This window comes from Desulfobulbaceae bacterium, assembly GCA_015231515.1.
Taxonomy (GTDB): Bacteria; Desulfobacterota; Desulfobulbia; order Desulfobulbales; family VMSU01; genus JADGBM01.
Genome location: JADGBM010000053.1, coordinates 1 through 20,371, shown reverse-complemented (window position 1 = coordinate 20,371; position 20,371 = coordinate 1). Strand labels below are relative to the sequence as shown.

Below are 20,371 nucleotides of genomic sequence, written 5' to 3'. Positions count from 1 at the left end.
AGTTCAATATACCTGTGGACTTCGAGCAGATAACGTTCGTCCTGAACCAGGCATGATTTAAAGCGTCCTTCCCACAATGTTCCGCTCCGGTTATATTCGAAATTAAAATACTAGACAGGATTAATTTCACTCTGACCCTATTTACATTTACTACTGTTGTACGATCTTGGCCGATCATGGCAAAAAGTCTAAACATCCCATCTCGTGAATTAAGCGTAATGGAGTTACGTGCCGAGTTCAGGGGGCACCGTCCTTAATTATTGACACCAACTGATTATCAAAGTAATTAACGGCAATGGTACACATAGCAAGAGTGGTTGTTCCCAACACGCCACATCATTTAACCCCGCGCGGCAATCACTTGTGAGAGTTAAACTTAACATAGCACTACTATGCGAATAATGATTGTGGGTGCGGGCCTTGTGGGCTACTCACTCTGCTCAAAATTTTCTTTGGAAGGTCATCAGGTTACTCTGATCGACAATGACGCAGAGAAACTCAAAGATATTGACAAAGAACTCAATATCATGACAGTTCATGGCAGCGGCGCATCAGCACGCATATTGGCAGAGGCCGGCATTGCCACTGCCGACCTTTTTATTGCTGTCACCAACAGTGATGAAGTCAATCTCGTGGCCTGTATCATGTCACGACAGTACAATGTCAAGCGGCGTATTGCCAGGGTCTATAACGAAGATTACCTGACACCCGGCATATCGCTGAACGAAGAATCCCTTGGCATTGACCTGCTTATCAGCCCCAAGTGGGCCATTTCCGATGAAATAATCAAACGCGTCCATGCCTCAGCAGCCTTCGATACCGTTGATTTTGCCCATGGTGAGATTAAGCTGCTTGGCTATGTCATCCCTACAGACAACCCGTTTATAGGCAAATCCCTGATAGAGATGGGTAAGCCCGATGAGAACCACCCCTTCGTTATTACAGCCATCATTCGTGATGGCAAAACAATTATTCCTCGTGGCGTAGACAGAATTGCAGCCGGCGATAAACTCTACATGATGATGCGTACCAGTGATGTTGCCAAGGTTGAGCACCTTTTCCGGTTCATTCGCCATGAACCAAACCAGATATTTATTATTGGCGGGGGAGACACAGGCTACCTCCTGGCCCGGCAACTCGAAGTACTCGATCTCAAAGTAAAACTCATCGAACCAAATCTAGAGCGTTGCAAATACTTATCTGAAAATCTGGCAAAAACTATTGTGCTCAACTGTGATGGCCTTGACGCCCAAAACCTTCTGGAAGAAGGGGTCGACCTCGCCGACCTGGTAATTTCTGTAACAGAATCCGACACAACAAATATTCTCTCCAGCCTTTTGGCGAAACATCACGGCGCCAAACGCTGCATTACCAAGATTGACAGAAATGACTTTATTCCGCTGTTAGGAAAACTCGGGATAGATGTCGCTTTGAGTCCACTACAGGTTGTGGCGGATATGATTTTACGTTACGTTCGCCGTGGTTCAATTGTTTCTATCGCCACAATATTAAATTCTGACGCTGAGGTGATGGAGGCCACTGTGCCAAATAATAAGTCCATCTCAAATCGTGCTCTTAAAAATTGCTCTTGGCCTCTTAATTCTGTTGTCGGAGCTGTCGTACGGAATGCTTCGGCCTTCATTCCGTCAGGCGACACAATAATTCTTCCGGGCGACAATCTGGTTATTTTCTTTACTCAAAAAGCCGCCAAGGCCGTTGAAGAACGGTTTTCCTCTACCGAAACCAACTAGACTGACACCACCATGCGAATCGGCGGCGTTCTCAATTTACTCGGTAAACTGACCATCATCCTTTCTTTGATGCTGCTTACCCCAATTCCATTCAGCCTGTATTATAACGATGGGATGGTCAACACCTTTTTGATCAGTTCCCTCCTGGGCTTGAGTATCGGCTCAGTTTTTATTGCGGTTTTTCTGCCCGAAAAAGATCTGGGCTATAAGGATGGTTTTGCCATTGTTGCCCTGAGTTGGATCGGGCTCGCCCTGCTTGGGGCGCTGCCCTATGTACTGAACGGCAATATTCCCTCCTTTGTCGATGCCCTCTTTGAGTCAATGTCAGGCTTTACGACAACTGGATCAACAATCCTCTCCGACATCGAGGTCCTCCCCAAAAGCCTGCTGTTCTGGCGCAGCATGACCCACTGGTTGGGCGGCATGGGTATTATTCTCCTTACCCTGGCAATCTTGCCTCTTCTAGGAATTGGCGGAATGCAGCTTTTTCAGGCCGAAGTGCCCGGACCGACAAAGGACAAACTGGCACCGCGTATTCATGATACTGCCCGAATTCTCTGGAGTGTCTATCTTTTGATGACTGTCGTCGAAACAGTCTTACTCATGGCTGGCGGAGTCGATTTTTTTAATGCCCTCACCCACTCTTTTTCAACCCTGGCGACTGGAGGGTTTTCTAACTTTAACGACTCGCTTGGTCATTACAACTCAAGTTATATTCAATACGTCGTCATCATTTTCATGTTCCTGGCCGGAGTCAATTTCTCCCTTCATTTCATGGCGCTACGCGGCAAGCTGAATGCCTACTGGAAAAGTGAAGAGTTTGTTTTCTACCTCATCATCATCTTGTTCGCAACCCTGTCAATTTTTGCTGTCAGAGCAGTGAACGACACCAGCCTCAATATGGCCATGAACTTTCGGGATGTGCTTTTTCAGGTCGTTTCAATTATCACAACGACAGGTTTCGGTACCGCTGACTTTAATCTTTGGCCACCATTTTGCCAAACTCTTCTCGTCACCTTAATGTTCGTTGGTGGTTGTGCTGGTTCAACAGGTGGCGGCATCAAAGTTGTTCGCCTCCTCCTGTTTTTTAAATATGCACGCTTACAGCTTCACAAGTTAATTCATCCCCGCCAGATCGAGACCATCAAACTGGGCAAAGTAAAAGTACCTCAGGAGGTCATGATCGCAATTCTTGGTTTTTTTGCTATCTACCTGGTCGTCTTTGTTGTGGCCTCTCTTCTTATCACCATGCTTGGCGTCGACATTGTCACCGGCCTTACCTCAGTAATTGCCACACTCAATAATATCGGCCCAGGACTCAACCTTGTAGGCCCAACCCAGAATTTTGGTCACCTTCCTGCTCCAGCTAAACTCATTCTTATTTTTTGTATGCTTGCTGGTCGCCTAGAGCTGTATACAATTGCCATCCTATTCTCTCCCAGTTACTGGCGAATGACCCGTAAGCCCATTTTACGGTGGAAGGCAAATAATTAAGCCCGCTCTGAACCCTCTTTTACCTCTTCACAACCCACAAACCCTTGAGGGTACTTATACCCACAAGGGTATTTTTATCTAAAAAAACCCCTATTTTCCGCTTGACATTTACAAACGAGTGTTTCATTTTGTAGCACAATTTCGCCGCCAGCCATGCTCGACAGCTTCTACTACCAGAATCTGCCCCTCATGACCGACGACGATGACTCTGTAGGTTTTGCTACGAAGTCATTTTCGCGGGCATACAGCCCCTCAAAAACACAGTAACATAAATGCAGTGCTTTTTCAGAAAAGTTCGATACCAATGAGGTTCCGTCATTCAAACTCATTAGTCTGGTGTTGTACTATATTTTGATTTTGTATATTTGAATTAATACCTGCATCACAGTGTATACGGTACGCTGTAATACTGATGCTTCAATAAAAAGGGAATTGATCTCGATGGATACTTTTTTTCTTTCTTTGGCTCTGATATTGTTCGGAACAACGGTTTCTGTCCTCTTTAACCGCCAGTTCATTTTCATGAAGGCTGCCACTATTTTGGCAATCACTTTAGGCTCTGCGGTTGGCTTAACCAGTGTCTTTTCATTCCTGTACCAAACTGAGACCGTTCAGATTGTTTCCTGGCCATGGCTCCACATTTTCACCCTGTCGTTTAAGATGGACAGCGTCGCAGCTTTTTTCTTAGTTCCTATCTTCATTATTTCGCCTTTAGCAGCATTCTACAGCTTTCACTACCTGGAAAACACCGCTGAGTCTGTTAAATCTGCCGTTAATTATCTTTTTTATGCTGTGCTGGTTGTTTCAATGGCGTTAGTTGCCTGTTCAAATAATATTCCCACCTTTGCACTGTCCTGGGAGATCATGTCCCTCTCCTCTTTTTTTCTGGTTATCTATGACTACAAATCCAAACCAACCAGAAAAGCAGGATATATGTATTTCATCTTCGCCCAGTTGGGCGCAATGTTTATTTTTGCAGCCTTTGCCCTTGTCTATACCCACTCTGGCAGTTTTGCCTTTGAGGCCTTCAGTCAGATCCCCGAAGAGATAAAGCTCATCGTTTTTATTTTAGCCTTTATTGGTTTTGGCTCAAAAGCAGGTATTTTCCCCCTCCACATCTGGCTGCCCCATGCTCACCCGGCTGCCCCAAGCCATATTTCGGCTGTAATGTCGGGAGTTATGATCAAAATGGGAATATACGGAATTATCCGGACATATGCCCTGCTCGGCACCCCATCACTGGCCTTTGGTCAAATAGTTTTAGTCACAGGCATGGTAACCGGCGTACTTGGCGTAGTCTACGCACTGGGCAAACAGGATATGAAAAAGCTCCTGGCCTACAGTAGTGTTGAAAACATCGGCATTATTCTTATTGGTCTTGGTATCGGTATGATGGGTGTTGCTGTAGAAAAACCTGCTATGGCCTTCTTTGGTTTTGCCGGAGCCTTTATGCATGTTTTCAATCACTCCATTTTCAAAACTTTGCTCTTCATGGGCGCCGGAGCTGTGCTTCACAAAACTCATACGCGCTCAATCAATCATTTAGGCGGTTTAATCAAGAGGATGCCAACCACAGGTAAAACCTTTCTGGTTGGTTCAATTGCAATTTCAGGATTACCCCCATTCAGTGGTTTCATAGGCGAATTCCTGATCTATTACGGTGCTTTTCAAGGCGTTCACCTAACCAAGGAAAATTTTATTTTATCCGTGCTTGCTATTGTTTCTCTAGCTGTCATTGGTGGCTTCGCCACTGCTTGCTTCACCAAAGTTATGGGTCTTGGCTTTCTGGGCGAACCACGAACAGAAGCCGCAGCAAAGGCCACCGAAGCAGGACTTAGCATGCGTTTAACCATGATTGTATTAGCCTTAGCCTGCCTTCTAATTGGGGTGCTGCCCGAACCGTTTGTTCGTCTCTCTTTTATGGGCATACGCGACCTGAAGATTGCTGGGGATTTTTCTCCCGAGATCTTTGTCGTGTTAATTAATAACATTGCAAAAGGTGCAATCCTCTTTATTGCAATATTTGTGGTGATAAGTTTATTGAGAAAAATGCTGTATATGAAAAAAGAGATTGGAGCAGGACCAACATGGGGTTGCGGTTTCACAAAGCCAACAGTACGGATGCAGTACACTGGAACATCATACGCTGCTTCAATGATTGATTTCTACCGACCTTTTGTCCCACTTATATCGAAATACACCGGCATCAATAAGATTTTCCCCGGCAAAACAACATACGAGACTCAAGTTACAGATATTGCTGAACTGTATATACAAAGTTGGATCACAAAGCCACTCTACAGACTTCTGCAAAAGTTGAGGTGGATTCAACACGGAAATATTCAGCTGTATATCGGCTATATAATTTTGACAATTGTGGCGTTGCTACTATTTCTGTAAAGCAAAGGACGAATTCTGACCCACTCTCCGTCACAAATCATTTTGAGGACATAATGGAATCATTACTTTTGTATATCACCGCATTGTTGGTAGCTCCTTTTTTCCCAGCAGTCATTTTAAAAACAAAGGCTTTTTTTGCTGGCAAACAAGGCCCCCCAATGTTGGTAAAATACTACAATCTCATTAAGCTGTTCCGCAAAGGCTCAGTTTACAGCACCAGTTCATCCTTTGTCTTTAAACTTGGGCCAACGGTCAGTTTCTGTAGCGCTCTCATGGTGCTTCTGTTCTTTCCAATTGCCGGAATGCCTCCTGTCTTCAGCTTTCACGGCGATGTCATTATCCTTTTTTACCTGATGGGCCTAGGGCGCTTTTTTACTATTCTAGCGGCACTGGATACAGCCTCACCTTTTGAAGGAATGGGTGCTGCACGTGAGGCGTATTTCTCAACCCTGGCAGAAGCAACTCTCTTTGTTGTACTCATTCTTTTTTATCGAATTAATGGATCACTAAGCTTTGTAGAATTTTTCACAGGCCCTCAGGCTATAAACATGCTCGGCAACCATGGTGCCTTGCTGCTGTTGGTCGTTGTTGCCCTCTTCATTGTTCTCTTAACGGAAAACTCTCGAGTTCCCGTTGATGACCCCGCCACCCATCTTGAATTAACCATGATTCATGAAGTTATGATTCTTGACCATAGCGGACCAGACCTTGCCCTTATCGAATGGGGTTCTTTTTTGAAACTGTTTTTCTACTCCTCATTTATTACCTGCCTTATTCTGCCATTTAAAACAGGGTCTGTTTTCCTCAACGGCGTCATCTTCCTAGTAATATTGTCTCTTATTTATGTAGCAATCGGAATCACCGAATCAATTATTGCGCGTTTTAAAATGAACCTGGTGCCTAAGTTTATTCTAACCTCTTTTGCTCTGGTCTTTTTTGCCGCCATTCTGACAATGGAGTACGTAAAATGATAAATTTAGCTGATGCGTTATTAGCATTTGTTCTGTTGTCTGTTCTTTTGTCTCTAAGTTCCAACCGCATGATGGGACTTGTGAATATTATGACTCTTCAGGGAATTGTGGTTTCACTAGTCCCTTTGTTTCTTGAACATCACCAGGATATTGAAACCAGCAGTCTGCTCATGCTGCAGATCATGCTACTGGTAAAAGGCATGCTTATTCCAGGCATGCTCTATATGGCAATTAAAAAAGTTTCAATGCGGCGAGAAGTCGAACCTATTATTGGCTATCACGCCTCGCTGTTTGCCGGACTGGTAATGATCATCGCCTCAGCATTTATAACCGATCGTCTCCACCTCAATCTTCCCGGCAATCACGCATTACTGATGATCACCGCAATAACTACCTTAGCTGCAGGCCTTTTTTTGATGATGGCCAGAAGAAAAGCGATTACCCAGGTTATCGGTTACCTAATGATGGAGAATGGTATCTATCTCATTGGCACAGCACTGGCGAAAGAGACCCACACCATGTATGTGGTTGAATTTGGCGTGCTGCTCGATTTACTGGTTGGCATTATGGTAATGGGTATCGTCATTAACAATATAAGTCGAACATTCGACGATGTTGATACCTCACACCTCGCACAATTAAAGGATTGATCATGTTAGAACTCGTATTTCTCATACCCATATTCACAGGAATAATGGCAGCTTTCCTTCCAGCTAAGCTCGGACGGGGTATTTTGGTCATTTCTGCACTGCTACATCTGCAGATGACCGTACTTGGATGGATGCAGATAGCAAAACCTAGCATGGATAAGTACTTCAGCGCCACTCCGGAAGGCCTCCTGGTGCTTTTGGTAACATCAGTGGTTTTTCTGCTTATCTCTATCTATTCCGTTGGTTACATGCAGGAATCAGAAACACCAAAAGAACCCCTTTTTCTTGGTTGTATGCTGTTTTTCCTGGCGACAATGTCAATGGTCGCCTTATCCGATCATATTATAGTGTTATGGGTTGCCGTAGAAGCAACCACCCTGGTAAGCGCCCCTCTTATCTTCTTGCACAGAACCAAAGAGGCTTTGGAAGCAACGTGGAAATATGTTCTCATCTGTTCTGTGGGCATTGCTCTCGCCTTACTTGGTTCATTTTTCATAACCTTATCCATGGATCTTGGCGGGGTTCACGTTCCGCTGCGTTTTTCTTCACTCATTGAGGTTGCAGCGCAGCTCGATCCCATCTGGCTTAAAGCAGGATTTATCTTTATTGTGATCGGTTATGGCACCAAGATGGGTCTTGCCCCGATGCATACCTGGCTTCCAGATGCTCACAGTGAGGCTCCAAGCCCAGCTTCAGCTCTGCTTTCAGGTGCTTTATTAAACTGTGCTTTCCTGGGTATCTATAAAGCCCACAGCCTTCTTTATGCCGCTAATCTTGGCAGCTACTCAAGTAATATTCTTATTATTTTTGGCCTTATTTCCATGGTTATTGCCGCAATTTTCATTGTTAACCAGACTGGCTATAAACGAATGCTGGCCTATTCAAGTATTGAAAATATGGGCATTATAGCCTTCGGCATCGGTATCGGCGGCATCGCCACCTACGGCGCCTTTCTGCACCTCATTCACCATTCACTTATTAAGTCATCCCTCTTCTTGTCCACCGGCAACATCCTATTGGGTTACGGCTCTAAACTTATAAACAAGACTGGCAATATGGCACGACTGCTACCCAAGACCTTTATTGCCTATTTTGCCGGGTTTGCGGGAATTTCCGGATTTCCTCCATTTGGTATTTTCATAAGTGAACTGCTTATTATTTTCGGGGCTTTCAAAAGTGGTCGGCACGTCAGTATTATTATTTTTATCCTCTGCCTTGCGGTTATTTTTGCCGGTGGGGCCCGCATAGTTATGAGAATGTCATTTAAAGAGCATGACGGTGAGATTCTTGTCAAAGAAAAGATGCTGCGGCTCTTTCCATCCTACGCACTTCTGCTAACCTCTGGCGTTCTGTGCATTTGGATGCCCGACAGTCTATATCAAACAATTATCAGTGCAATTTCAACAATCGGAGGCGGAATCAATGGCTAACCTCCTGCAAATAAACAACGGTGAAACCGTTCAGCGCAGTCTAATCCCTCATTTAGCCTTTGCAGATTTCAGGTCAGAACTTCTAACCTTTGCTAATAACGGCGGCCAAGTTGTGCAGTTTTTTGGCTATGAAGATGACGGTGTTCTCAAATTCCTGGCTGTGCTGCGTAATGAAGCACTCTTTGTAGTTGGTTGCGATGAGCCAGAGAGTTATCAGTCGCTCACTACAGAAACCGAAAAATTCCATATGTTTGAGCGAGAGATCGCTGAACAGTACGGTGTAAAGCCAGAAGGCCATCCCTGGCTGCGGATGGTTCGTTATCATGAGAATTATCGCGGCAAGGAAGATGTTTTTGGTAATGACTATAAAAAAGAGGATATTCCGGGTAATTACGAATACTTTCCCGTTGAGGGAGATGTTATCCATGAGGTTGCTGTTGGTCCTGTGCACGCCGGAATAATCGAACCTGGTCATTTCCGCTTTCAGTGCATTGGCGAAACCGTACTCCACCTTGAGATTCAACTCGGATACCAGCATCGAGGTATCGAAAAATTACTACCCTCTGTACCAAGTGTACGACGGCCAATCGTTATTGAAGGTATTGCTGGAGACACAGCCATTGGCCACAGCCTCTGTTTCAGTCAGGCGGTTGAGTCCCTTGCCTCGATTAAGGTTGATGAGGGTGCCAAAACCATCAGAGTTATTGCTCTGGAGTTGGAACGTATAGCAAACCATGTTGGCGACCTTGGCGCTTTAAGCGGCGATGTCGCCTTTAACCCTCCAGCTGCATTTTTTGGCAGGCTACGAGGCGAGTTCCTCAACCTGCTTCTAACTCTTTGCGGCAACCGCTTCGGCAAGAGCCTTGTGCGCCCCGGAGGCGTTACACAAGTCATGGGTGAGGAGCAAAAAAAGATAATCAGAGATAAAATTAGAGAGACCAGACCGGAACTGGAACATGTCTGTGATCTGCTCTTTTCAGAGCCAACCGTACGAGCCCGTTTTGAAACTACCGGCACAGTTCCCTATGAACAGGCTGAGAAACTAGGCCTGGTAGGTTATGCGGGCAGGGCTTCCGGCCTTGCATATGATGCGCGTGTCGCCTTCCCGACTGAATGTTATGCCGATTTGACTGCCAATACTAATGAAAAGGCGGTCGGAGATGTGTTTTGCCGGGCCAATGTTCGCCGGGAAGAGATAATGCACTCTCTGGATCTCATCGAAAAGTTAGTTCAAAAAGATGGCGAAACTGCCAACGACCCAACATTCGACTACAAACTTGCCCCTTCGTCCTTTGTCGTTTCAGTGAATGAAGGTTGGCGAGGAGAGATTTCCCACTGCATCTTAACAGACCAAGACGGCGCAATTACGCGCTATAAAGTAAAAGATCCGTCGTTTCATAATTGGACGGGCTTAGCAATGTCTTTGCGCAACGAGGGTATTTCAGACTTTCCTCTTTGCAACAAAAGCTTCAATTTATCCTACTGCGGTTTCGACCTATAGAACCAGATGAAAAGTTACATAAAGAGAATATAACTATGCTAAAAGTACTTAAAAATAGACTCGAACAAGGCAACAGGACATCTAAGTATCCTAAAGTGCCAATTAATCTCTATAACCGATATAGAGGCCTACCACAGATTAATCCTGATTGTGATTCCGCCACTATTAAGGCTTGCGCCACTGCCTGTCCGCAAGAAGCAATAGACGCGTCAAGCTGCAAAATCGACCTCGGCAAATGCGTATTCTGCGGCCAGTGCGAAACACAATCAAAGGGCGAGTTTGTAAAATTTACTCAGAACTTTGAAATGGGTGTAGCCAATAAAAACGATCTCCTCACCGGCGGGTCACTTCCGGCCCTGGCAGAGCATTCCAAAAAACATTTCAAGAAACTCTTTGGCCGTTCACTTCAGTTGCGTCAAATATCAGCAGCTGGCTGTAATGCCTGTGAAGCCGATACAAACGTTCTCAATACCCCGTTTTTTGATCTGTCTCGTTTTGGAATACAATTTGTCGCCTCCCCGCGCCACGCTGATGGCATCCATGTTACCGGACCAATTTCAAGAAATATGCATGCAGCAACCATAACAACTTTTGAGGCTGTTCCAAGCCCCAAGGTTGTTATTGCCAGTGGATCATGCGCGATTTCCGGCGGCCCGTTTTATGGAAGCGATGATATTATTGGCGACCTCAACAGTATTATTCCCGTGGATCTTTATATCCCAGGATGTCCGCCTCACCCAATAACCACACTGCATGCTTTATTGAAGTACTTCAAATAGCAAATTAAGAGAAAATACTGCCTATTTTCCTTTCCCTGTCTAAAAGAATGCACTGGCGAGTTGTAAAAAACGAGAAATAACATTATACGAAATACTGGTATTTTTGGGATTATCTTCAACGCTTTTTTTCTAGGTAAACATACTGAGCGTAAATATTTTTATTCATTTTTATAGAGGAGAGAGCATGATTTTTAAATTTTTTCCGTTTTTGTTGTGGTTCAAAGACTACGGGGTCGGTAAGTTTAAGACCGACTTCCTTGCCGGTCTCACCGTTGCCCTGGTCCTGATTCCCCAATCAATGGCCTATGCACAGCTTGCAGGCTTACCAGCTTATTATGGTCTGTATGCCGCTTTTCTACCACCAATGATTGCTTCACTTTTTGGTTCCAGCAGGCAGTTGGCAACCGGCCCGGTTGCGGTTGTGTCTCTGATGTCAGCCGCCTCTCTTGAGCCTCTTGCTACAGCCGGATCGCCTGAATTTATCGCCTACTCTATTGTTTTGGCTCTGGTAGTTGGTATCTTCCAGTTTTCACTTGGTGTTCTGCGCCTGGGTCTGGTTGTTAATTTTCTCTCCCATCCTGTTGTCAATGGCTTTACAAATGCCGCAGCGATTATCATCGCTTCATCTCAGTTTTCCAAATTCTTCGGGGTCTATGTTGACAAAGCTCCACATCATTACGAGACCATGGTGAGAGTCGCTCAGGCTGCCATGGATTACACCCACATACCTACCTTGATATATGGCGTCGTCGCTGTAACCATCATGGTAATTCTGAAAAAAATTAACCCGCGCATCCCCAACGTCCTCGTTGCTGTCGCAATTACCACCGTTGTTTCTTATTTCACAGGTTTCAATAATGACGCTAAAGTTCCTGTGCAAACCATTCAGGTCCCTGGCATCGAACAGACAATTGAAAAGTTCAACCACTATGTTACAGAAATTAACACATTAGGTGAAGAACGCGCCGCCTTAGGAAAACAAGTTGATGAAGTGGCAAAAGAACAAAAAGGGCATGGTGCAGGTGCATCCCTTGAACTTATCAAAATGAAGAGTGAAGTTGCCATGCTCACCGCCAGAATGGATCAAGCTAAACATGAGGCACATCTTGTTCGCTCAGATTTGCGACTGCTTAAATTTGAAGCCGTTAAAGATGGCGACTCGTACACCTTCTACCCCAAAAATAATATTCCGGCTGGAATAAACACTGATGGTGAAACCTGGAGAATTAAAGTCGGCAACTCACCTTTAAAAGTAGACAATATCATGATGATGGGCGGTGGCGCAGTCGTAGGTCAAATCCCTGAAGGCCTGCCATCCTTTACAGTCCCCCAACTATCAGTTAAGAGTTTTTCAAAACTCTTTCCAACCGCTATTATCATTTCACTTTTAGGTTTCATGGAGGCAATTGCAATTGCCAAAGCCATGGCTGCCAAAACAGGTCAGAAGCTTGACCCGAATCAGGAGTTGATCGGCCAGGGTCTTGCCAATATTTTTGGATCAATAGGCAGCAGTTACTCGGTATCAGGCTCTTTTTCACGCTCTGCCGTAAACCTCCAGGCTGGTGCTGTTTCCGGTGTTTCTTCCGTTGTCACCTCGGCAATGGTTGTTATAACACTGCTTTTTTTCACTCCTCTGCTGTATCACCTGCCCCAGGCAGTTCTGGCCGCTGTTATCATGATGGCCGTCATCGGCCTAGTTAATATTAAGGGTTTTGCGCACGCCTGGCACGCCCAGTGGTATGACGGTGCCATTTCAATATTCAGCTTCCTGGTTACCCTCTATTTTGCCCCGCACCTTGATAAAGGCATTATGGTAGGCGTAGCGCTTTCCATGGGTGTATTCCTCTATAAATCAATGCGACCAGTAGTGGCAAGCCTCTCAATGAACGAAGACAAAGTCCTCACCAGTTCAGAACACTACAGGTTAAAAGGCTGTCGTCATATCTCCGTTGTCCGTTTCGATGGAGCACTCTTTTTTGCCAATGCCTCATATCTTGACGAACAAGTTGCTAAGTTCCGAACAGAACAACCAGATCTCCGGTATATTCTTCTTGATGCCAGAGGGATTAATGATATGGATGCTTCTGGGGAGGAGGCACTCTCACTTGTATATGATCGCCTTAACAGCGCTAAAATTGGTTTTGCCATGTGCGGCATAAAGGGCCAGGTCATGGCGGTTATGGAGCGAACCCATCTAATTGATAAAATTGGCCGTGAAAATATCTATGCAGGGACCAAAGATGCTGTCACATCAATCACCGACAAGGTTCACCTAAATACTGATCTCCCAGCACAAGGCTGCAAGGCCTGTCCGCTGACCAAATATATCCCAGCGTCTGCCTAATGTAGATGCCGGATTAATTCCTGGGACGACCAGGTAAAAACTTTCGTTGCCTACACCATTTGTGAGGTGACTGATATATGCTTTCTGGAGAAATTTTTATTATGGACGAATATAAAACAAAAATGATGGGTGAGATATCATCTATTTTACTGTCAACTGACGGTACTGATTTCAGCGATGGCGCCGTGCAGGAAGCCATGTTCTTTGCTCAGGCCTGTGGGGCACAATTAAAAATTCTGTATGTCATTAAGATCGATCAAGATCAAGAACACGGAGCTCGTGCTCTGGCCGTCGTGGAAACAGAAAAAATCGCACCATATCTTGACAGCTTACGAGAAATGGCCTCATCCATGGAAATTGATTACGAAATTATTCTTAAAGAATCCTTTCAAATTGAAAAAACCATTGTTGATGAAGCGGTTGCCCAGAAAAGCGATGTCATTATTATGGGACGCCGTGGCAAAAAAGGACTGCTTACCAAGTTGTTTGTCGGCAGTGTAACCGCAAAAGTAATTGGCTTCGCACCACCTAAAGTGCTTGTTGTGCCGAAGGAGGTCACCATTTCAGGCCAGAGCCTCCTCATTGCGCTGGATGGCTCCCCACACTCTGAGGCAGCAGCCAGTGAAGCCATCAGCATGTGCTCTCAGTGCCCAGCTATTAGCAAAGTCGTGGCTCTTTCTGTTGCTGAGTCCGATGCCCAACTCAGCGAAGCAGAAACCCTTGTTAACGATTTCAAAAAGAACCTATTGGCAAAAAAAGATTCTGTCCAGGTAGTGACTATTACTGAAACTGGAACACCAGACGCAGCAATTATCGACCAGGCCAAAGCCCATAATGTAGATCTCGTTGTCATGGGCGGTTATGGCCGAACTGGTGTCAAAAAACTGCTTATGGGGAGTGTTACCGAAAAGGTTGTTGATTCGGCGCATTGTGGTATTCTTGTTGTCAATATTCAGGAATAATTTTTAAATTGCCACTGAAGTAGAAAAATCAAGTTCTATCATAAAAAAAGGGGAACCCTATCAGTTCCCCTTTTTTTATATACTGTGAAACGATTAGCGCTAACGATCTACTTTTTTCTCGTCTTGCCATACGCCTCTTTCATGGTTTTGGCCATTAACTCAATATCAACTGGTTTTTCCAGGTAAGCAAATGCGCCAAGTTCCATACACATCTTTTTGTCAGATTCTGATCCTTGTCCAGTAAGGATTATCACTTCTGTTTCTGGATTTTTTGCTTTCGTTTGCCTAAGAACTTCCATACCATCAACTCCCGGCATTTTTAAATCGAGGACCATTACCTCAGGTTGTTCATCGTTGATAATATCTAAAGCCTCTTGCCCATCGTAGACAATGTGGGAACCCAACTCCCTGGCTTGTAATCGTTCAGAAAGGACCTGAACAAATTCACTCTCATCATCAACCAGTAACACTTTTGAAGGCATTTCAAAATCAACCTGACGATAAATATCAGCACGGTGATATTTATCACCGACCTTTGTCGTCACACTTTCCACACCAGGGTACCCAATCACCAGAGACTTTAAGTCATCCTCAAGTTTGGACAGTAATAACACCTGCCTGTTAATCGTAAGGACAACATTTCCCTGGCTCACGTTAACATCCACATCGTGACCAGCATTGATTAAGGCTTTTTCAACTTCTGCCCGCACCGCAAAGTCCTCAGCAGCCGTTTGAGAGGTGGTTGTTCGTTTCAGAGCTTCTTTTTCAAGATTTTCTAAAATCAACTCGACAGTCTGGTCGATATCGGTTTTCTCCATGGGAACCACAATATCGTAAAGAGACGCATCCCAGGCATCTTTACCGTAAAGATATTGAGTCCAGCGAAATGCACACTCATCACTTTTCAGGAGAATTTTACCGACAGTATCCGGGGTCATCTGTTCTTTCTCTGCGGCATTTTTTTGGCGAAAATCACTGTCGGCAATAATTAAAACTCGCAAGGCATGCGTAACTTCTTTTGGAATAAGCTGGCCAAGGTAGCCTGAAAATATACATTTATCACAACTGATAAGCTGTTCTGCGACAACACTTTTTAGTAAAGCAACCACTCTCTCTTTTTCTCTGGTAAACCTATTAAAGACCGAAGGTTTTCCAAAAACTGCTCTCTGAAGCTGCTCCTTAGTTAACGGACTGTTTAAAGCCACTTTTTCAATAATTTTAGTATCGTCAATTACCGAAAACCCCGTTTTTGATTTGAGAGCAGCAATAACATCTTCTGCCTTGGTGTGGGCCCCGTTAAAAATTGAGATTATAGCCATGTAAAACTCCTTATGATCTTTGAATTTTGAAAAATAATCTCGCCCAGCCGTTCGTTGAGACGTAAGGCACTAACCAAGTAAAACAGATATATGAGACCAAATTCCAGAGGCTCTTGTCAACCAAAAAGCTGTCACCAAAAAAGCTCCTAACTGCCTAGAAGATAAGTTTTTTTGACAATTTCCAGCCAACAGGAGTCGTTTATCAGCTGCTAATCGGCATCCCCATAATTGGCCAAATTACAGCAACTGCAACCCAGGTAACAATCATCAATAAAATACTTGCCGGTATCCCATACATGTCTCGATGATCTTTTTACCAGCCTTTTGAGGTCATTATTTTCATCAGTTCACTTGTATGCTTTTTCTCTATAAGTTCCCGCCGTTTATTTTGTGCCACAATAATTTTATTAACCAGCACATCAAAATCAACCGGCTTTTCGATAAAGTCTGAAGCACCCCGTTTCATAGCTTCTATGCCGCTTTCAAGGGTCCCATGACCGGTAAGGATGATGATCTGCATATTGGGGCGTCTCTCTCGTATCACCTTCAGTGCCTCCATACCGTCCATGCCTGGCATCGATAAATCCATAACAATCGCGTCATACGATTTGTGGGAAAGCAAATCCAAGGCATCCTGACCTGAATAGACAGCTTCAACATGAAAACCTTTTACCTCAAGACGCTGAGAGAGTACTTCAACAAAATCCTTCTCATCATCAACCAATAAAATACTGGTATCAGCATCAAGTATTGCCATCTGAGTTCCTCCTGTCTTCTTCCACATCATTCTGTAGAGATTCAGCTGCATCCTGCAAAGAGCCGATCAACACTTCAATATCAACTGGTTTCCGCAAGAACGCTGACACCCCAAGCTGACCAATCTCATCTTCCTCCTTGTCGGTACCGTGGCCGGTCTGAATTATGACCCTGACCTTTTGATCGTCTTCCCTGATTTTTCTCAACACTTCCATACCGTCCATGCCCGGCATTTTCAGATCCAAAACAATTATATCGACCTTATTTACTCCAAGAAACTGTAACGCTTCCTCCCCATCAAATGCCGTGCTAACCTCGTACCCCCGCAAAGATAGGCGCTCAGACAATGTTGAGATGAAATCCTTTTCATCGTCAACCAATAAAATCTCTATATTCTCCACAACCTTTCTCCTGTTGACCAGATATTCAAAACATATAAAAAATATATATTGGCAAATACTTGGATAATTTCAAACAGCTGGGCTTTCCGCCGAATAATCCACGGTCAGTTCAACCTCTTTCTGGCTGGCATACCGGCCCAGAAGTTTCAACTCTTCAGCCAGCAGGTCATTAAGACTAAATGTTGTTCTTCCACATTACACTCCTTTCAGTGCTGTGCGATGCTCTATTGCCCTGCTGATAAGCTCGACGAGATAAACAAGCTTGAACGGCTTCATGACATAGTTAAAAGCCCCTCTCGCCAAGGCTTCATGCCGATACTCCGCGCCATGCCCGGATAAAACAATTACCTCCAAAGCGGAATCGATCTTTTTCATTTTTTCCATAACCTCAAGTCCAGACATATCTGGCAGGCTCAAGTCCATCATAACAACCTGCGGGGCCTCATGAGCCATCATTGAAATAGCCTGTTCACCCGTCTCCGCCAGGCAAACATCAAAACCACGCAGTTGCAGACGTTCACCAAGTGTTGCGGAAAAACTCGTCTCGTCGTCAACCAGCATTATTTTAACCATTGCCATTCTCCGCCACTTCATCCTGATCAAGTGTCAGCGGCAACTCAACAGTGAAAGTTGTCCCTTCGTCAAGCTTACTATCAACGTGAATTTCCCCACCGAGCTCCTTTACAAGTCCATAGGTAATTGACAGACCCAGGCCTGTACCTTTTCCTGTTTCTTTGGTTGTGAAAAAAGGTTCAAAAATTTTATTGAGTACCTTTGGAGGCATCCCCGCCCCATTATCATCAATAATTATTTTAACCTTACTTTCTTCTGTCAAAACAGTAGATATATCAATCTGCCCCCTTTCCTTGCCCTCAAGAGCATCAATGGCATTATTGATAATGTTGAGCACAATCTGCTGTAGTTTTCCGCGATCGCTCTGAATTGGTGGCAGTTCTTTTTGAAGGTGCCGACCTATTTTGATCTTCCGGTGTTCCGCTTCCATTTCAAGAAAGCCGATGGTCTCACTGACCAGGTTATTAATCTCGACTTTTTCCGCTGATATATCCATTCTTCTGGCAAAACCTAACAACCGATGGGTAATAACTGTGCCACGATCGACAGAGCTTTTAATACCGTTAATTTGCTCAACCAATTTTTCTTTATTTTCAAAATCACCTGTCATTTCGAAAATATCCAGCATCAGGCCTGCTTTTTGGCCAATGGTTGCAAGAGGGTTATTGATTTCATGGGCAACCCCGGCCGCAAGCCTTCCGATCGATGCCAGTTTATTCGAATGCTCAGCTTTACCCAAGATATCGTCCCGTCTCTGGTCCGCCTCGCGTACCCGGGTGCCAACAAAGTTCACCGTCCGTACTATAACCAGCAAAACAACGGTTGAAAAAAGGACAAAAACAACTATCAGCTGAGTCCTGAAACGTGAAAACGTTTTAGTAAAAATTGGTGATTCCTGAGCCATTACCAAAATCCACGGCGTTCCCTCAACAAAGGCAAGTGCCTCAGCCATCCTTTTTGAAACTCGATCCTTTTTTTGGACAAAACTGATCTGACTTCCAGGGTCAATTGGCGGCAGATCGTATTCATCCATTATTGAACCAAAGTATCGAGATGAAAGCTGAAGGTGCCCTTCATGACTTACCAGAAATACATCATCGGTCTCTTCTGCACTGATTGCGTTGTCGATGTACGTTTTCAAGCTGTCTGCATCAATAGTGGCACGCAGTATCCAAGATTTACCCTGGGCCGATGTGTTTTTCTTAATTGCTATTATAAAGTGGGGCTCTTTTCTGTAACCCAAGTAGACAGAGCTGATATATACGTTGTCCTGCCTGGCCACAGTAAAACTTGGATCTTCACTATAATCCTTGCCTCCAAGACTGTAAGGCCCTGCATACGATCTCTGTATTCCATCATTATCAATAACTCCCAAATCGACAAAATCTTTGTACTGGCTCTGCATCCGGACAAAAAGCTGTTCTAAAGAAACCTGATCTGAAAGTAATTCATAAGGGTGATCCAACATGATAAAAGCCATCACCGATATAAGTTCGTCAATTGAGACTTCAACCCTTTTTTTCGTGCTGGCGATATTCAGCATCAAATTGTTGCGGGACTTGCTCTCAAGCAAATCAAGATACTGGTAATAAGTAACCACAGAAATAAGCCCCATAGGAGCAATTGAAAGCGTGATAAACATTAAAAGCAGGGTAGTCCTGAAGCGCAGGTATCTGGCTCTAGAGGTTAGAGATTCCGTCTCCAGGATGAGGTATTTGCTGATTGTCTCGAAAAACTTTACAAATGGATTCATCTTCTAGTGTCCTGTTAAATAATACTCCAACTAGTATGATACGCAAAAACCAGCAATGAAATCACGTAAATTCTTAGATATTCCTATTTTAGAGGTTTACGTGCGTAAAACTTAAAGAGAACAGAAAACACATGTGGGTCTTTTTTGAGTCTACTCAGCATACTCCCTGGCAATTGCTATAAACTCATCTTCCGTATCCAAAAAGGCATCAACAACATCTGGATCAAAATGAGTGCCTTTACCTTATTTGAAAAGGGCGAAAGTGTGTAGCGAAGCTCGCGCCCATGACGCTCAAGGTCAAATTCAAAGGTTGAGTTTGACTCCAGGCATTTTAAGACCAACTCTTTTGCGTTATCAGGAAGTAGCTCGGCAGCTGAAGATACGTCCGCACCGCAAGCCCCAGCACGGTACTGGCAAAGGCCCCAGCCGACAGTTCACTGACAGAGCCATTGCCCCAGAACCAGATGTGAAAAAACAAAAGAAAAAATGCTGCCAACCCTGCCCAAGGCGCAAAGGCAAACATGGAATGATGGTTAAGAGGTCGGCCTATTTTTTTGAGGAACTGTTTGAGGGAGTAGGTGTAAAACAGCTCGCAATAGGAGTAGGTGATTTCTAATCGGCGTGTCGTCTGATTAAAGCAGGTACAGGCGCAAAAACGTTGCAAGCCTTCACCAATCAGCGCTTGGGCAAGCTGCTCCGAGTTAGTAATAAAGGCGGGGGGCTCTTTTTTGACAGTATTTTTTAAGCGCCCTGCAACACTGATGACTACAACCAACGACTCGATGATCTGGTTTTTTTTTCGAGACGACAGTTGGCCCTGTTTCTTGCTTGCAGGGCTGGAGACAGTTTCTCAAATGACTCCGCTAATTGAAGTAACGGCTGTTGGATTGTTTTTGGCATTTTTTAGTTTTTTGGTAATACATCATAAATAGCAGTTTTGCGAAACATTTGAAGAAGGCAAGAGCAACAATTATGAATTATTCATTGCATTGCTTGCATGAGCCATCAAGAAACTCTACTTCAAAATACATCTGTAATTGTTTTTTTAGCTCTGGCAAATTGTTCTGGGACTCATTTATTTTGAAGCATTTAGTGCAGAATTGAATTTTCGTCTTTCCTGGCTCAAAAACCTCCTGAAAACTCCTCAGCATCTCTTCTTGTTTCTTTCGGCACAGGTAAAGTAAGTATACTCGGCGGATACTCAAGTGCTGTCGCTTTGGCTGTTGTAGCTTTGATTATTGGTGCGGAATCGATATTGCGCTTCTTTCAACCCTTAGAAATTCATTT

Annotated in this window: 16 protein-coding genes; 10 read left to right on the top strand and 6 right to left on the bottom strand. The window is 44.3% G+C overall.

Annotated features, from left to right (window positions below):
• Positions 1-392 precede the first annotated feature (392 nt).
• The 10 genes from trkA to HQK80_09565 all read left to right on the top strand — a co-directional run bounded on the left by trkA (position 393) and on the right by HQK80_09565 (position 14,282).
• Positions 393-1,751, top strand: coding sequence for a Trk system potassium transporter TrkA (gene trkA / locus HQK80_09610; protein MBF0222465.1), 1,359 nt, complete (start codon positions 393-395; stop codon positions 1,749-1,751).
• 12 nt (positions 1,752-1,763) lie between these two features.
• Complete coding sequence (locus HQK80_09605) at positions 1,764-3,245, top strand: TrkH family potassium uptake protein (GenBank protein MBF0222464.1); 1,482 nt, start codon at positions 1,764-1,766, stop codon at positions 3,243-3,245.
• A gap of 441 nt (positions 3,246-3,686) precedes the next feature.
• Entirely contained in the window at positions 3,687-5,645 is a 1,959-nt protein-coding gene (locus HQK80_09600; protein ID MBF0222463.1) for a hydrogenase, read from the top strand.
• 53 nt (positions 5,646-5,698) lie between these two features.
• On the top strand, positions 5,699-6,616 hold the full coding sequence (locus HQK80_09595; protein MBF0222462.1) for an NADH-quinone oxidoreductase subunit H: 918 nt from the start codon (positions 5,699-5,701) through the stop codon (positions 6,614-6,616).
• A complete protein-coding gene (locus HQK80_09590; protein ID MBF0222461.1) occupies positions 6,613-7,266 on the top strand; it encodes a hydrogenase in 654 nt (217 codons plus the stop codon). Before HQK80_09595 ends, HQK80_09590 begins: the two co-directional genes overlap by 4 nt.
• 2 nt (positions 7,267-7,268) lie before the next feature.
• A complete protein-coding gene (locus HQK80_09585) occupies positions 7,269-8,696 on the top strand; it encodes a hydrogenase (protein MBF0222460.1) in 1,428 nt (475 codons plus the stop codon).
• Complete coding sequence (locus tag HQK80_09580; GenBank protein ID MBF0222459.1) at positions 8,689-10,197, top strand: NADH-quinone oxidoreductase subunit C; 1,509 nt, start codon at positions 8,689-8,691, stop codon at positions 10,195-10,197. Before HQK80_09585 ends, HQK80_09580 begins: the two co-directional genes overlap by 8 nt.
• Positions 10,198-10,232: 35 nt before the next feature.
• Entirely contained in the window at positions 10,233-10,976 is a 744-nt protein-coding gene (locus HQK80_09575) for a hydrogenase (protein MBF0222458.1), read from the top strand.
• Positions 10,977-11,160: 184 nt separating this feature from the next.
• Positions 11,161-13,320 carry a SulP family inorganic anion transporter gene (locus HQK80_09570; GenBank protein MBF0222457.1) on the top strand — a complete coding sequence of 720 codons (2,160 nt, stop codon included), beginning with the start codon at positions 11,161-11,163 and terminating at the stop codon, positions 13,318-13,320.
• 101 nt (positions 13,321-13,421) lie between these two features.
• On the top strand, positions 13,422-14,282 hold the full coding sequence (locus tag HQK80_09565) for a universal stress protein (protein MBF0222456.1): 861 nt from the start codon (positions 13,422-13,424) through the stop codon (positions 14,280-14,282).
• A 107-nt stretch (positions 14,283-14,389) separates the two neighbouring features.
• Here HQK80_09565 and HQK80_09560 read toward each other — a convergent pair whose 3' ends face one another.
• The 6 genes from HQK80_09560 to HQK80_09535 form a co-directional block, all read right to left on the bottom strand.
• Complete coding sequence (locus HQK80_09560; protein MBF0222455.1) at positions 14,390-15,601, bottom strand: response regulator; 1,212 nt, start codon at positions 15,599-15,601, stop codon at positions 14,390-14,392.
• Positions 15,602-15,914: 313 nt separating this feature from the next.
• Positions 15,915-16,358, bottom strand: a complete 444-nt coding sequence (locus tag HQK80_09555; protein ID MBF0222454.1) for a response regulator — start codon at positions 16,356-16,358, stop codon at positions 15,915-15,917.
• Complete coding sequence (locus HQK80_09550) at positions 16,345-16,758, bottom strand: response regulator (protein MBF0222453.1); 414 nt, start codon at positions 16,756-16,758, stop codon at positions 16,345-16,347. Before HQK80_09550 ends, HQK80_09555 begins: the two co-directional genes overlap by 14 nt.
• 195 nt (positions 16,759-16,953) lie before the next feature.
• The gene (locus HQK80_09545; GenBank protein ID MBF0222452.1) at positions 16,954-17,331 is read right to left on the bottom strand and encodes a response regulator; all 378 of its coding nucleotides are present in this window, start codon (positions 17,329-17,331) and stop codon (positions 16,954-16,956) included.
• Positions 17,324-19,084, bottom strand: a complete 1,761-nt coding sequence (locus HQK80_09540; protein MBF0222451.1) for an ATP-binding protein — start codon at positions 19,082-19,084, stop codon at positions 17,324-17,326. The genes HQK80_09545 and HQK80_09540 overlap by 8 nt, the downstream gene beginning before the upstream one ends.
• A gap of 331 nt (positions 19,085-19,415) precedes the next feature.
• Positions 19,416-19,859: a hypothetical protein gene (locus HQK80_09535; protein MBF0222450.1), complete on the bottom strand. Its 444-nt coding sequence runs from the start codon at positions 19,857-19,859 to the stop codon at positions 19,416-19,418.
• Between the last annotated feature and the right edge of the window lie 512 nt (positions 19,860-20,371).